A 13,613-nucleotide genomic window follows, 5' to 3' on the forward strand; every position below is an offset into this window, starting at 1 on the left:
TGGTGTTTTTTTACGGCTGCGCGGCTACTGTGGGGATATGTCCGACGTTCTCGAGAACAAACGATCTGCGACTCGCTTTCGTATCCTCGTCGAAATCGCGGATCGACAACCTGCAGTGAGTCAGGGTGAGATTGCAGATGCCGTCGGCGTCACGAGTCAGGCGGTAAGCGAGTACATCCGGGAACTGGTCGACGATGGCCTCGTCGAGAAGGAGGGCCGGTCGCGCTATCGGGTCACAAAGGAGGGCGTCGACTGGCTACTCTCTGAAGCGACTGACGTCCGCCGGTTCGCCGACCACGTCACCGAGGACATCCTCGGGAGCGTACAGGAAGACGCCGCCATCGCCGCCGATACGATCGAAGAGGGCGAACGCGTCACGCTCACCGTCGAGGACGGCCTGTTGCACGCGACTCCCGGCGAGTCGGGACCCGCGACCGGTGTCGCGACGACCGACGCGGAGGGGGGCGAAGACGTCGGCGTCACCGGCTTCGAGGGGATCATCGATCTCGACCCCGGCGACGTCACAGTACTCCAGATCCCGCCGGTACGGTCGGGTGGAAGCCGGGCCGTCGAAAGCGACGCGCTCGAAACACGCTGTAGCGAGGTAGATATCGTCGCGGCCGCGGGTGTCGAGGCCGTCGTTGCCCTACGTTCGGCCGATGTGGACATCGATACACAGTTCGCCGCCGGCGAGGTGGCCGTGGATGCGGCGGGCAGGGGGCTAGATGTGCTCGTGGCGTCGACGACCGACAACGTCGGGCGCGTGACCGACGCGCTTCGGGACGAAGAGATCGCGTACGAAGTCGCGGATCTCTAGCCCGTCGCGCGCTCAACTCGCGTGTTCTTTTGCGGCGTCGTAGGCGTCCTGGACCTGTTTGAACTCCGCGTGGTCCCCGCCGTGATCGGGGTGGACGTCGATGACTCGATCCCGGTAGGCGTGTTCGACCTCGGCGAGGTCGGCGTCGGTCGAGAGGCCGAGTTCGGCGTACGCGCTCGTCGGCACACCCTCGGAGCGATCGATGGTCACAGTCGGCGTCTCGAACGGGAGGCGGCCGCCGAGCGCGATGCCGGGGAGTTCGTGTTCGACCAGTACGGGTTCGCTATCGCTCGATCGTAGCGTGAAGTAGACGCGGGGATCGAACGTCACCGCGACGTCGCGTTGTGGAAGATAGAACTCGGTCGTCTGGCCTTCGATGGTACGTCCTTCCTCGTATCGTTCGCCGATGGCTTCGAAATAATGTCTGATCTCGGCGCGCCGTCGTGCCATCCCGTCGCCCGCTCCGTCCGCTCTCCGCTCGCGCTGGCTGCTCGATTGCGGAGCGAACCGGTGGCCGATAAAGAAGATTCCAGCGACGATAGCCGAGAATACACCGGCCAGGGTGATACCGCCGATGAGCCAGTCGGGGAGCACAGCGAGTGTTTGCCAGACCACACGCGTGATTACTGCTGGATGCTAATGAAGGTCTCGGGGACGGATCGAGTCACAGATCTGAGATGGCAGGGCGGAGCGCGGTATCTCCCAACCGATCTCGGTTCGGGTAGCTACGTCAGTAGCTTCGTCGTCTGTATTACAAAAAGGGCGCTGATCTGAAGGCCGCAACACTCAATTAGCTTCCAACGAAGACACAGTAGCGACTGTGAACCGTCGAACACTACTTGTCTCCGTCGGAGCAGTCCTTGCCGGTACGGCTGGCTGTACCGATCTGGAGTCCTCGCTCGACGAAGCGGGGGATCGGTTAGGCGGAGACTCCGGCCCGGACCGCCCCTGGGGGGAGCTACCGGTCACCGTCTCTCTCGACGACCGGACCGATGGCGGTCGGCAGGGGTTCGAGGCACTCCTCGTCGAGGGGATGGAGTACTGGGAGGCACGGAGCGAGGAGTTCGCCGGCTACGGGATCGAGTACGCTTTCGACCCCGACCGGGACGACACGGACGTTATCGTCGAGTTAGTCGAGAACGTCCAGACCTGCTCGGTCGATGGCCACAACCGTGAAGCGGTCGGCTGTGCCCCGGTAATCGTCGGCGACGCGCCCGACACTGCGACGATCGAGATCAAGGACGGCTTTTCGGACGAACTAACCCTCACCACGATCAAACACGAGTTCGGCCATACGCTCGGCCTCGGCCACGACGACGATCCGGTCGAGATCATGTCCGACGACCCCGGCGACCGGATCCCCGACTACGACCTCCGTGTCGAGATCCACGAGCGCTATCGCGAGACAGTCGAGCAGATCAACGAGGGGACGGATCGGTACCAACGGGGAACCGAACTGCTCGGCGACCTGGAGTGGGCCGAAGCCGTTGAGCCGTTCGAGGAGGCCAGCGAACACTACAACACCGCCCGCGACGCGCTAACCGAGATGCGAGAGGATGCCGAATCTATCGACGCCCACCGGGCCGTAGCGCTACTCGGCGAAACGGAGAGCTTCGCCAACCTGTACGGCGACGCCGCCGAATCATACGCGCTGATGGCGGCGGCCCGGGCCGACGAGAACTTCGCCGAGGCGCGCGGACACCGTGAGGACGCAAACGAGGCTGTCGGAGCGGCACTTGAGTACGACGTCGAGGTCGGGTATTCGCTCGCCGAAGCACTCGGCCTGCAGTAGCGTCGGTCGCGACGTTCCGCAACCATTGTAACTCAGGCACCCAGAGACAGTGCCATGACCACTTCGAGCGCCCCCGGCAAGGTCTACCTGTTCGGGGAACACGCCGTGGTGTACGGCGAACCCGCGGTGCCGTGCGCTATCGAGCGCCGTGCGCGGGTGACGGTCGAACAACGCGAGGACAGTCGCCTCCGCGTCCATGCCGACGATCTGAGCCTGAACGGCTTCACCGTCGAGTACAGCGGTGCGACGGACGAGACGCCCGACGTTGACGTCGCCGAGCCGCTGATCCGGGCCGCGATGGGCTACGTCGACGCCGCTGTCAGGCAGGCGAGAGACGCCGCGGACGCACCCGAAGCCGGCTTCGACATCACCATCGAGAGCGACATCCCGCTCGGGGCGGGTCTCGGTTCCTCGGCCGCTGTGACCGTCGCCGGCATCGACGCGGCGACGCGCGAACTCGGCGTCACCCTCGATCCCGAGGAGATCGCCGACCGCGCGTTCCAGGCCGAGTACGAAGTGCAGGACGGACAGGCCTCCCGCGCCGACACCTTCTGCTCGGCGATGGGCGGCGCAGTCCGGGTTGAGGGCGACGACTGTCGGGCCGTCGACGCGCCCGAACTCCCCATCGTGGTCGGCTTCGACGGCGGTGCGGGCGACACCGGCGAACTCGTTGCCGGTGTCAGGGAACTCCGAGACGCGTACGGCTTTGCCGCCGATACGGTCGAGGCCATCGGCGACATTGTTCGCGAGGGCGAGCGCGCACTCGCAGATGGCGACGTCGAACGCCTCGGCGAACTGATGGACTTCAATCACGGACTGCTCGAAGCGCTGGGCGTCTCCTCCAGATCACTCGACAACATGGTGTGGGCGGCCCGCGACGCCGGCGCGTACGGCGCAAAGCTCACCGGTGCGGGCGGCGGCGGCTGTATCGTCGCGCTCGACGACAGCGAGGAGACCGAGACGGCACTCCGGTTCACCCCTGGCTGTGAGGAGACGTTCCGGGCCGGACTGGACCGCAAAGGCGTCCGCGTGGAGAACCAATGACCGTCGTCCTGAAACTCGGCGGGAGCGTCGTCACCGAGAAAGACCGCGAGGAGACGCTCGACGGCGAGTCGCTCGACGCCGCGGCGACCGCGGTGGGCAACGCGCTGGATGGGCTGGACGGCCTGATCGTCGTCCATGGGGGCGGAAGCTTCGGCCATCCCAACGCCGCGGCCTACGACGTCTCGACGACGCAGGGCACGCACGACTCCAACGGTGTGCTGGCGATCCACGGCGCGATGAAGACGCTCAACACGTTCGTCCTTCGACGGCTTCGCGAGCACGACGTGCCCGCCGTCCCCGTCCATCCGCTCTCGGCGGCGAGCAGGGATGGTGATGGGGAACTGACCCTGCCCACGGAGCAGGTACGGACCCTGCTCGACGAGGGGTTCGTCCCCGTGCTTCACGGCGATGTCATCGCTCACGCGGGCGAGGGCGTCACCGTCGTCAGCGGCGACGAACTGATCGTGGAACTGGCACAGGGCGTCGACGCCGACCGGGTCGGCCTCTGTTCTGCCGTGCCGGGCGTTCTCGACGCTGAAGACGAGGTCATCCCGCTGGTCGACGAGTACGACGACGTCGCAGACGTACTCGGCGCAAGCGACGCAACGGATGTGACCGGGGGGATGGCCGGGAAAGTGCGGGCGCTACTCGAACTGGACGTCGAGGCGTCTATCTTCGACCTCGACGCCGTCGGGCCGTTCCTCGCAGGCGAGCGCGTCGGGACGACTATCCAGTAGTCCGTTTGTAGCGTCTTTCGCTATCTGCTCAGTCGTTGTCGAGTTCCTTTATAACAGTCGCAGGGTTCCCCTGCACGACGACATCGTCAGGGACGTCCTCGGTAACCACCGCACCCGATCCGATCACGACCCCGTCGCCGACCGTCACACCGGGGTTGATTACCGCCTGCCCGCCGATCCAGACGTCGTCGCCGATTGTCACCGGTTTGCCGTACTCCAGCCCCTGCGATCGTTCGTGGGCGTCGATCGGATGGGTCGCAGTGTAGATGTGAACGCTCGGTCCGAGCATGCAGTCGTCGCCGATCTCCACGGGGCAGACGTCCAGGATGATACAGTTGACGTTCGCGAAGAAGTCGTCGCCAACGGTGATATTGAAGCCGTAGTCACATCGGAAGTCGGGTTCGACGTACGGGTTCTCTCCGACCGATCCGAACAGTTCGGCCAGCAGTTCCTGTCGTTGCTCCTCGTCGTCTATCGGGGCATCGTTGTACTGCCGGGTGAGTCGACGGGCACGGTCGTGTGCGGCGTCGAGTTCGGGATCCTCCGGATCGTATAGCTCTCCAATAACCATCTTCTCCTTCTCGCTGGTCATGGCTGGGGTTCGCTGGGCCAGCGAGAAAACCGTTCCCGTCTCGCCCCGACTACTGCAGATACCGCTCGGGGACGTACTCCTCGACCGGTCCGGGGACCTTCGAGAAGACCGTCGGTGCAAGGTCTGCCAACCACTTCCGCAAGAGCACGTAGACGAGCGAGATGGAGAGCAGGGCGGCAACGAGGGTGATCGCTGGACCGTCCAGCCACACGATTGCTGGTACGGCGAACCCACTCGCGAGCACCAGATCCTCGGGGGCGCCGTCGTAGCGGATCAGCCGACGTGGCGCGACCCAGCGGCCGTTGTAGTGGTCGTAGACCGCTCTAGTGGAACTCCCTTCCCACGGCCGGAGTTCGAGACCCCCACCGAAGACGTCCATCAGACAGTGGGCGGCAGCAGCGGCGACGCCGACCGCCAGCGCGACCGTCAGGGCGGTCGGGACGAGGAGAGCGACTGCTGCGGCGGGAACAGCCAGTATCGAGTAGTACACCGGGAAGTGCAGCGTCTGACGATGGCCTGCGTACATGTCGAGGTCCGGAACGGCCCCGCCGAGCGCCCCGGCGACGAGGGCCGCCGGTGCGAGTTCGGGAGCCACGGCCACGACTGGTAGCGCGAGTGCAAGCCCTGCCAGCACGTGGGTGGAGAGCATCATCGTGTATCACCGAACGTCTCTCAGAAATATATGCTTGCTGTGGGTGAGTCTGTCAGCCGGAGTAGTCTCAAATCCGCTGTACGCCCCCCCATTTCAGTCACGGCCAAGCCGCGCCTTTTTAGTACAGGGACTCGTAGGCAGGAGTATCACGACCCGCGGGTAGTAGTGTCCGTCGCCGGGACCGGCACTGCGGGCGGGTGCGAGGCCGACGTGCTGTAAGACGCCGGGGTCACGTTCCCGTTGCTCGCGGGCGTTTCAGTGAGCGGACGCGCCACGCTTGTGGCTTTGAATGCTCGGACCAACTATGGAAATCGAAATTGCAACAATCGGCGGCTACGAAGCGGTCGGACGGCAGATGACTGCCGTCCGCGCAGGCGATGACGTGGTAATCTTCGACATGGGACTGAACCTGTCCCAGGTGCTGATCCACGACAACGTCGAAACCGAACGGATGCACAGTCTCGACCTGATCGACATGGGAGCGATCCCGGACGATCGGGTCATGAGCGAACTCGAAGGCGACGTCAAGGCCATCGTTCCGACCCACGGTCACCTCGACCACATCGGTGCGATCAGCAAACTCGCACATCGATACGACGCACCGGTCGTCGCGAGCCCCTACACGATCGAACTGACGAAACAGCAGATCGAGAGCGAACAGAAGTTCGGCGTCGAGAACGATCTGGTGAAAATGAACGCTGGCGAGACGATGAGCATCGGCGACTCCGGTAACGTCGAACTCGAGTTCGTCAACGTCACACACTCGATCATCGACGCGATCAACCCGGTCCTTCACACGCCCGAAGGCTCGGTCGTCTACGGCCTCGACAAGCGGATGGACCACGATCCGGTCATCGGCGACCCGATCGACATGAAGCGGTTCCGTGAGATCGGCCGCGAGGGAGAGGGTGTCCTCTGTTATATCGAGGATTGTACGAACGCAAACAAGCAGGGCCGCACGCCCAGCGAGTCAGTCGCTCGGAACCACCTGAAAGACACGCTCTACAGCATGGAGGACTACGACGGTGGAATCGTCGCGACGACGTTCTCCAGTCACATCTCGCGGGTCTCCAGCCTCGTCGAGTTCGCCAAGGATATCGGCCGACAGCCAGTGCTGCTCGGTCGCTCGATGGAGAAGTACTCGGGCACGGCAGAACGCCTTGACTTCGTCGACTTCCCGGACGACCTGGGGATGTTCGGCCACCGAAAGAGCGTCGACCGGACGTTCAAGCGGATCATGAACGAGGGCAAGGAGGACTTCCTGCCCATCGTCACCGGCCACCAGGGCGAGCCACGTGCGATGCTCACCCGCATGGCCCGCGGCGAGACGCCGTACGACCTGCACGACGGCGACAAGGTCGTCTTCTCGGCCCGCGTCATTCCGGAGCCGACCAACGAGGGACAGCGCTATCAGGCGGAGAAGCTCCTCGGCATGCAGGGCGCACGGATCTATAGCGACATCCACGTCTCCGGACACCTCCGTCAGGAGGGCCACTACAAGATGCTCGACGCGCTGCAGCCCCAGCACGTCATCCCGGCCCACCAGGATATGAAAGGATACTCGGGCTACGTCGACCTCGCATCGAGCCAGGGCTACAAACTTGGCCGCGACCTGCACGTAACCCGCAACGGCAACCGCATCCAGCTCGTCGACTGATATGACGGATACCGAGGCCCGCGAAGAGCGCGTGTTGGAGGCGGTTCGCGAGCGACGCGAACTTGTCAACGCCGCGATTCCAGAAGAGCTACCGGTTGTAGAGCCAGAACGGCTCTACGAGGCCTCGCGCTATCTACTCGACGCCGGTGGGAAGCGACTCCGCCCGACGGTCTCGCTGCTCGTCGCCGAAGCGCTCGCCGCGACAGAGCCGGTTCCGGGCGACTATCGCTCGTTCCCGACGCTCGTCGACGGCGAAGAGATCGATCTGATGGCGGCGGCGGTGAGCGTCGAAGTCATCCAGTCGTTCACGCTCATCCACGACGACATCATGGACGACGACGACCTTCGTCGGGGGGTCCCCGCAGTCCATCAGGAGTACGATCTCGAAACGGCGATTCTCGCCGGCGATACGCTGTACTCGAAAGCCTTCGAGATCATGCTCGACACGAACGCGCCGGCGGAGCGGACCGTCCGCGCGCTCGACGTCCTCGCGTCGACGTGTACGCATATCTGCGAGGGACAGGCCCTCGACGTTGCGTTCGAGACGCGCGACGACGTCTTGCCCGACGAGTATCTCGATATGGTCGAACAGAAGACCGCAGTGCTGTACGGGGCCTCGGCCTGTCTCCCGGCCATCCTGATGGGTGCCGACGACGAAACGGTCGACGCGCTCTACGGCTACGGAATCGACATCGGTCGCGGTTTCCAGATCCAGGACGACGTGCTGGATCTGACTGTCCCGAGCGAGACGCTCGGCAAACAGCGCGGCAGCGACCTCGTCGAGAACAAGCAGACGCTCCTGACCCTGCACGCCAGGGAACACGGCGTCGACGTCGAGTCGCTCGTCGAGACCGACTCGGTCGAAGCGGTCACGGAAGCCGAAATCGACGAGGCGGTGGCCCGGCTTCAGGAAGCCGGTAGCATCGACTACGCCCGCCAGACGGCGGCGGAACTCGTCGAATCGGGGAAATCACGGCTCGAAGTACTTCCGGAAAACGAGTCCCGTGAACTGCTCGAGTCGCTTGCCGACTACCTGATCGAACGCGGCTACTGAGTCGCCGTTCGTCTGTCGTTCTTTTTGGACCACCCTGTGCGCGCTTCAGATCGCAATAGCCGTACCGCAGGCCATATGTCGATACTACCTCAAGAGAGCATAATGGATCGACGAACGGTTCTGAAGACCGCAGGTGGGATCGTCGCGACGAGCGCGCTGTCCGGGTGTCTCGGCGGCGAGGACGCGCCCGGAGACGCGAGCGTCTGGCACGAACTCTCCGATCCACTCGCAGAGGCGTTCACGACGAGCGTCGACGCGTACGAGGCAGAGACCGATGCCCAGATCAGCGTTCAGCAGCAGTCCGCCCTTGAGAGCCAACTCGCGACGGCGGTGGACGGCGGGTCGGCCCCGGAGCTATATATCAGGACGCACGACCGCGTCGGTAACCACGACGACCGCGGCTTCCTGTTCGACGGGAGCGAGTATCTGGACGTCGACGTCGACGAGACGTTCGACGATCTGGCCGCCCAGTCGGTACGGACCCCCGACGGCGGGGAGACGATTGGACTACCCCGCTCGGCGGAAGTACCGACACTACTGTACAACGAGGCACATCTCGATAGCCCGCCCGAGACGTTCGACGAACTGATCGCCGATGCCCAGGCGTTTCACGCCCCCGGCGACGACCAGTACGGCTTCACCTGTCCCGGGCGAGCATACTTCATCAGCGCGTGGCTCCTCGCATTCGGCGGCTTCGTCTCTCGACTGGACGACGAAGGCTCACCCGAACTCGGGATCGAAAATCAGGAGTTCCACGACGGGATGGCGCTGTACCGCGACGAACTGTCCGACCTCCAACCGACGGAACTGACATACGACGAGCAGACCGACACCTTCGCGACGGGGGACGCGCTGTTCCACATCAACGGTCCGTGGGCGGTAAACGACCTGCACGAGGCCGACGTCGAACTGGGCGTCGCGGCGCTCCCGGAGCTAGCCGACGGGGAGTTGACGCCGTACGCCAACGTTTCGTTGTTGTACTTCACCACGAGCATGACCGACGACGAGGAGGACGCACGGCGTGACGCGGCAATCGATTTCGCGGAGTGGTACGCAACCAACGACGAGGTCGCCGAACGGATGGCCGAAGATCACTCGCGTATCCCGGTGCAGGACGACATCGATCCCGCGACACTCTCCGATGACGTCGCGGCCTTCGCCGAGACGTTCGGACAGGCCCGCCTCCAGCCAGCCCACCAGTCGATAGAAGCAGTCTGGGGGCCACTCGACGACGCTATCGTGGACGTGCTCGACGAGGGTGCGGACATCGCGGATCGGTTCGCGGACGCGGCCGATGAGATCCGCGACGAGTGGACCTGATCGGCACGGCTTTTAGTCCGGCAGTTCCTGCAACAGCACTGTCGCCGTCCCGTCGACCGCGACTGTCCCTTCCTCGCCGTACACCCGGGTCGCCAGCCGATACCTGTTCTGACCGAGATCCTCGACGAACTCGCACATTGCCGTGACCGTCTCGCCGACGGGGATCGCCTCGCGAAAACTGACGTCCTGCGAGAGATAGATCGTCAGTCCGGGGATGCGAGCGAGCGCCGAACTGATCAACCCGAGGGTGAGTACGCCGTGGACGATCGGTTTGCCGAACTCCGTTTTGCTGGCGAACGACTCGTCGAGATGGAGTCGGTTCGTGTCCCCACTGGCCTGTGCGAACGCCCGCACGTCGGCTTCGTCGATGCGCTTCGTGAATCGGACCGTGTCCCCGATGTTGATCGTCTCCTCTTCCGCACCGTCGACGTATTCGAGTTTCCAGTCCTCCTCTTCGTAGGTCACCCCGAGATGCGGGTCCAGATCGTGATTTTCCTCCGGAATCCCGAGTACGAGCCTCGGAACGTAGTTCGAGACCGATTTGGTCGTGACGATACCGACGATTCCGTCCTCGGTGACGGCGAGACGTTTGATCCCCTTCCGGTCCATCTTTCGAGCAACGGTTTCGATCGTTGCGTCGGCCCGGATCGTTTCCAGCGGTGACGACATGATATCGGCGGCCGTCACTTGATTTGTGTCGGTCTCAGTCGCCAGTAGGTCGACGATATCCGTCTGGGTAATGATTCCTCGTGGCTCCTCACCGACGAGTACAGCACCGACAGGGCCATCCCGTAGCGTCCGCGCGACTTTCTGCGCGGATTCGCGGGGGTCGACGATGTCCACGGTTTCGGTCATGACGTCCTCGGCCCTGATCTGAATAATCATATGCAAACTACACAGGATCGGAGCAAGTATCTAGGTGCAGACGAGGGAGCGGGCCGGTCGAGTCCGATGGATCGTTACTCTCCCGCCTACCCGTTCTGAGATGCAGTTGCAATGCTGATGAGCGAGCGTTTGTTTCCAGATCGCTACGTCGACGGTGGCGTCACGTCCGATAGTCGGACCATCTGGGTAATTTCATCAAAATAGTTAGTATTAATTTAGAACAATATTATTTACGATCAGTGCTGAATCTGAACGGTTAGCATCTGAAGACGGCGGATAGACGTACAACTCCCGTCAAGACGATTAGCACCGAGAGGAGTAGATAAAACCACTTTAGATAGACTATAGAAGTATGTCGATGTCTATGACGCCACAGAGAAAATACTCCGCGACTGTATGTATGTGTCTATAGTTCAGACCCATTGAAAAGACGATAGCGGCATCAGTGGGCGATATCGACGCAGCACACGAGAGGATCTTGACGATACTTGATAGAGTCAGGGTCCGAATCGAAGTAACGCACAGCCACCGTACTTTTTAATACCGTATTTATTATGGTTCGAACTATATACAGGATTTATTATAATATTATACTGGCCTCCGCTAACGGCTGGGTTGCCACGATGAACCGTTCGTTCGGGATCATCTGCGTCTACCACTGAGAGTGCGTACCACAGCTCACGTATGGCGAGAGCGATCTTCCTGCCGACAGCGGTCCCCGCGCTCTAGAAAACCGATCGAAACAACACCGACCGATTTCGTCGACGAAGAGATCATCGCCTATCACGTCATCGGTCTGATCGAGTCCGGACCTGGCCTCATCGAAGTCCTGCCTCCGCGGTTCGAAGACGGTCCCTCCCGGATCCGTCTCGTGGAGTACTGGTGCGAGTGGCGAGGGCAGGCCGAGGATATCAGTCACAGCAGTAGCCATTCTCCGCTTGCTGCACCAATCCTCTGGACGTGAGGGTTTCGAGAACGCTAAACAGCGTCAGTTTCGGGATATCGAGCCTCCGTTGCAGTTCACTCACCGCGGCCTCGTCGGTGGTGGTGAGGTACAGATACACCAACTTTGCATCGGCTGAGTCCAGTTCGTCCGGCAGCGAAAGCCTCGGTTCGGCACTGGATTTCATGCACTAGTCTACCGGTTGCCTCGGTCTTCGTTATATTACAGATACCGCAGGACGCTGTATGGACGGAAACGATCTGGCTGGCGAACAAGTGTAGCTTTCCGAGTGGTCCGGTTGATCCCGCTGAGGTGGTCTGTCTCGGAAGTCCAGGGTTCGCACGAGGGTAAGTGAGGTGGTAGTGACAGATCTGCATTGACAGTCGTACCGTTGTAATAAAAGCGTGAATACTAGCAAGCCAGAGCGAATAATAAGCTTAGTGAGAAGTATACTAGTCTTACCGAGAACGATTGGCGCATTTCGGCATCTCGAACGGGATACTCGCGACCAGTTCGACGCCACAGCGTAACTCCTGTATCCGGGCCGCGAACGAGTCTGAAGCCTACTGATCAAACGGGTTACTGTACTGTTGCTCGCTCTACAGAGCTAAACGTATTTATTGCTGTCAGTCGTCTACATACCACCCCATGTATGATAGAATCCTCGTAGCAACGGATGGGAGTAACTCGGCAGAGCGGGCGATCTATCAGGCTCTAGACCTGGCGAAGACGTTCGATGCTGAGCTATACGGCATCTCCGTTATCGATACCCGCCGGTACGGCGATTCGATGCTATCCGATTCGGAACAGGTCCTCGGCGACCTCGAGGAGCATGCCGACGAACTCCTGGAGGACGTGCGTTCCCGGGCCGACCTCGATGTCACGACCGAGTTGCGTGAGGGTCGCCCACACGTCGAGATCGCGGAGTACGCGACGGAGATCGATGCTGACCTGATCGTACTCGGGAACCGGGGTATGGGGAGCGGTGAGGATATCGGTAGCACCGCCGAACGCGTCGTCAGGAACGTCGCCCGGCCCGTGCTCACGGCCTGATCTCGCTCCCACTGCCGTCGTATCATCCGACAGTAAACGACCTATTTGACAACTTTCGTCGTAATTAAACGTGTGAAAATGTACGAAACGATTCTGGTACCCACCGATGGCAGCGAACCGGCGAACAGAGCAGTAGAACACGCGCTGGAACTCGCCGACCGGTACGACGCCCACGTGCACACGATCTACTGTGTCGAAACGAATCGGTACGGCCAACCCGCGTTGAGCAGCAGCGAACTCGTCCTCGACGACCTCGAGGATCGAGGGGCGACGATGCTAGACGAGGTCGACGACCGGGCAGCGGATATCGGCATCGAGAGCGACCAGACAGTGTGTCGCGGGGGGCCCTGGGAAGAAGTCCACAAGAAGGCACTCGAAATCGATGCGGATCTGATCGTCATCGGATCCCGGGGACAGAGCCACCAGCGAACGGGCAGAATCGGTAGCATCGCGGAGCGGATACTCCGAAGTCCGGATCGGCCCGTGTTGACTGTCTGATCGGCCCGGAACTACGGACCCCATCCGTTCGAGATCCCATCGCGAGGATCGGAACTCCGCCTCGACATTTACGTACACTCAGGTCGAACGTACACCTATGAGGTGTCTCGTCGCCGTCGACGGCTCTTCCGAGTCAGAAACAGCACTCGCGTTCGCGACCGACATCGCGGATGCGACGGACGGAGCGATTACGATGGTGCACGCGGTCGACCCCACCGTCTACGAGGAGGGCGGGACCGAACCGATATCGTCGCTCTCGGATGCGGACCAGCGACTGATCATCGAGAGCGTCGAAGAGGCCGAACAGCGTGGGCTGGACCTGCTCGACGAGGCTGCCGCCTTCGCGGACGAACTGGGCCACAGCGTGGAAACCGAACTGCTCTACGGCGATCCGGTCGCGGAGATCTCCGGCTACGCCGAGAGCCAGGAATTCGACATCATCTTTGTCGGCCACCATGGCCTCTCCCAGCAGACCGAGCGGGTTCTCGGTAGCATTGCGAAGTCACTCGTCGAGCGCGCGACCGTCCCCGTAACAGTCGTCCGCTGACTGCGTCGCGTGGGTAGGGTCG

General features: G+C 62.2%; 15 protein-coding genes. 10 read left to right on the forward strand and 5 right to left on the reverse strand.

Annotation, left to right across the window (positions count from 1 at the left end; translation table 11 throughout):
• The first annotated feature begins 37 nt into the window (after positions 1 to 37).
• The gene (locus ACFQL3_RS07755; RefSeq protein ID WP_377052960.1) at positions 38 to 817 is read left to right on the forward strand and encodes a MarR family transcriptional regulator; all 780 of its coding nucleotides are present in this window, start codon (positions 38 to 40) and stop codon (positions 815 to 817) included.
• 12 nt (positions 818 to 829) lie between these two features.
• On the opposite strand, the gene ACFQL3_RS07760 is transcribed toward ACFQL3_RS07755, so the two are convergent.
• Complete coding sequence (locus ACFQL3_RS07760; RefSeq protein WP_377052962.1) at positions 830 to 1,432, reverse strand: J domain-containing protein; 603 nt, start codon at positions 1,430 to 1,432, stop codon at positions 830 to 832.
• 205 nt (positions 1,433 to 1,637) lie between these two features.
• On the opposite strand from ACFQL3_RS07760, the gene ACFQL3_RS07765 reads away from it, so the two are divergent.
• Genes ACFQL3_RS07765 through ACFQL3_RS07775 form a run of 3 tightly spaced genes read left to right on the forward strand, consistent with a single transcriptional unit; the run spans position 1,638 to position 4,390 of the window.
• Positions 1,638 to 2,609: a hypothetical protein gene (locus ACFQL3_RS07765; protein ID WP_377052964.1), complete on the forward strand. Its 972-nt coding sequence runs from the start codon at positions 1,638 to 1,640 to the stop codon at positions 2,607 to 2,609.
• Positions 2,610 to 2,663: 54 nt separating this feature from the next.
• Positions 2,664 to 3,653 carry a mevalonate kinase gene (gene mvk, locus ACFQL3_RS07770; protein WP_377052966.1) on the forward strand — a complete coding sequence of 330 codons (990 nt, stop codon included), beginning with the start codon at positions 2,664 to 2,666 and terminating at the stop codon, positions 3,651 to 3,653.
• Positions 3,650 to 4,390, forward strand: coding sequence for an isopentenyl phosphate kinase (locus tag ACFQL3_RS07775; protein ID WP_377052968.1), 741 nt, complete (start codon positions 3,650 to 3,652; stop codon positions 4,388 to 4,390). Before mvk ends, ACFQL3_RS07775 begins: the two co-directional genes overlap by 4 nt.
• Positions 4,391 to 4,418: 28 nt before the next feature.
• Here ACFQL3_RS07775 and ACFQL3_RS07780 read toward each other — a convergent pair whose 3' ends face one another.
• Together ACFQL3_RS07780 and ACFQL3_RS07785 are read right to left on the reverse strand one after the other, a co-directional pair.
• Positions 4,419 to 4,982 carry a sugar O-acetyltransferase gene (locus ACFQL3_RS07780; protein WP_377052970.1) on the reverse strand — a complete coding sequence of 188 codons (564 nt, stop codon included), beginning with the start codon at positions 4,980 to 4,982 and terminating at the stop codon, positions 4,419 to 4,421.
• Between the two features lie 49 nt (positions 4,983 to 5,031).
• Positions 5,032 to 5,634: a metal-dependent hydrolase gene (locus tag ACFQL3_RS07785; protein ID WP_377052972.1), complete on the reverse strand. Its 603-nt coding sequence runs from the start codon at positions 5,632 to 5,634 to the stop codon at positions 5,032 to 5,034.
• A gap of 304 nt (positions 5,635 to 5,938) precedes the next feature.
• Between ACFQL3_RS07785 and ACFQL3_RS07790 the strand changes: the two genes are divergently transcribed.
• The 3 genes from ACFQL3_RS07790 to ACFQL3_RS07800 all read left to right on the forward strand — a co-directional run bounded on the left by ACFQL3_RS07790 (position 5,939) and on the right by ACFQL3_RS07800 (position 9,665).
• The gene (locus ACFQL3_RS07790; RefSeq protein ID WP_377052974.1) at positions 5,939 to 7,291 is read left to right on the forward strand and encodes an RNase J family beta-CASP ribonuclease; all 1,353 of its coding nucleotides are present in this window, start codon (positions 5,939 to 5,941) and stop codon (positions 7,289 to 7,291) included.
• A 1-nt stretch (position 7,292) separates the two neighbouring features.
• On the forward strand, positions 7,293 to 8,345 hold the full coding sequence (idsA3, locus tag ACFQL3_RS07795) for a geranylfarnesyl diphosphate synthase (RefSeq protein ID WP_377052976.1): 1,053 nt from the start codon (positions 7,293 to 7,295) through the stop codon (positions 8,343 to 8,345).
• Between the two features lie 102 nt (positions 8,346 to 8,447).
• Positions 8,448 to 9,665, forward strand: coding sequence for a sugar ABC transporter substrate-binding protein (locus tag ACFQL3_RS07800; protein WP_377052978.1), 1,218 nt, complete (start codon positions 8,448 to 8,450; stop codon positions 9,663 to 9,665).
• Positions 9,666 to 9,677: 12 nt separating this feature from the next.
• Here the strand turns inward: ACFQL3_RS07800 and ACFQL3_RS07805 are convergent, their stop codons facing one another.
• Positions 9,678 to 10,550, reverse strand: a complete 873-nt coding sequence (locus ACFQL3_RS07805; RefSeq protein ID WP_377052980.1) for a CBS domain-containing protein — start codon at positions 10,548 to 10,550, stop codon at positions 9,678 to 9,680.
• 911 nt (positions 10,551 to 11,461) lie between these two features.
• Complete coding sequence (locus tag ACFQL3_RS07810; RefSeq protein WP_377052982.1) at positions 11,462 to 11,680, reverse strand: helix-turn-helix domain-containing protein; 219 nt, start codon at positions 11,678 to 11,680, stop codon at positions 11,462 to 11,464.
• Between the two features lie 461 nt (positions 11,681 to 12,141).
• On the opposite strand from ACFQL3_RS07810, the gene ACFQL3_RS07815 reads away from it, so the two are divergent.
• The 3 genes from ACFQL3_RS07815 to ACFQL3_RS07825 all read left to right on the forward strand — a co-directional run bounded on the left by ACFQL3_RS07815 (position 12,142) and on the right by ACFQL3_RS07825 (position 13,591).
• Positions 12,142 to 12,546, forward strand: a complete 405-nt coding sequence (locus ACFQL3_RS07815; RefSeq protein WP_377052984.1) for a universal stress protein — start codon at positions 12,142 to 12,144, stop codon at positions 12,544 to 12,546.
• 78 nt (positions 12,547 to 12,624) lie between these two features.
• Complete coding sequence (locus ACFQL3_RS07820; protein WP_377057060.1) at positions 12,625 to 13,044, forward strand: universal stress protein; 420 nt, start codon at positions 12,625 to 12,627, stop codon at positions 13,042 to 13,044.
• Positions 13,045 to 13,141: 97 nt separating this feature from the next.
• Positions 13,142 to 13,591: a universal stress protein gene (locus ACFQL3_RS07825; RefSeq protein ID WP_377052986.1), complete on the forward strand. Its 450-nt coding sequence runs from the start codon at positions 13,142 to 13,144 to the stop codon at positions 13,589 to 13,591.
• Positions 13,592 to 13,613: the final 22 nt, after the last annotated feature.

Origin of the sequence: Natronoarchaeum sp. GCM10025321, assembly GCF_042663585.1 — an archaeon.
Classification (GTDB): Archaea; Halobacteriota; Halobacteria; order Halobacteriales; family Natronoarchaeaceae; genus Natranaeroarchaeum.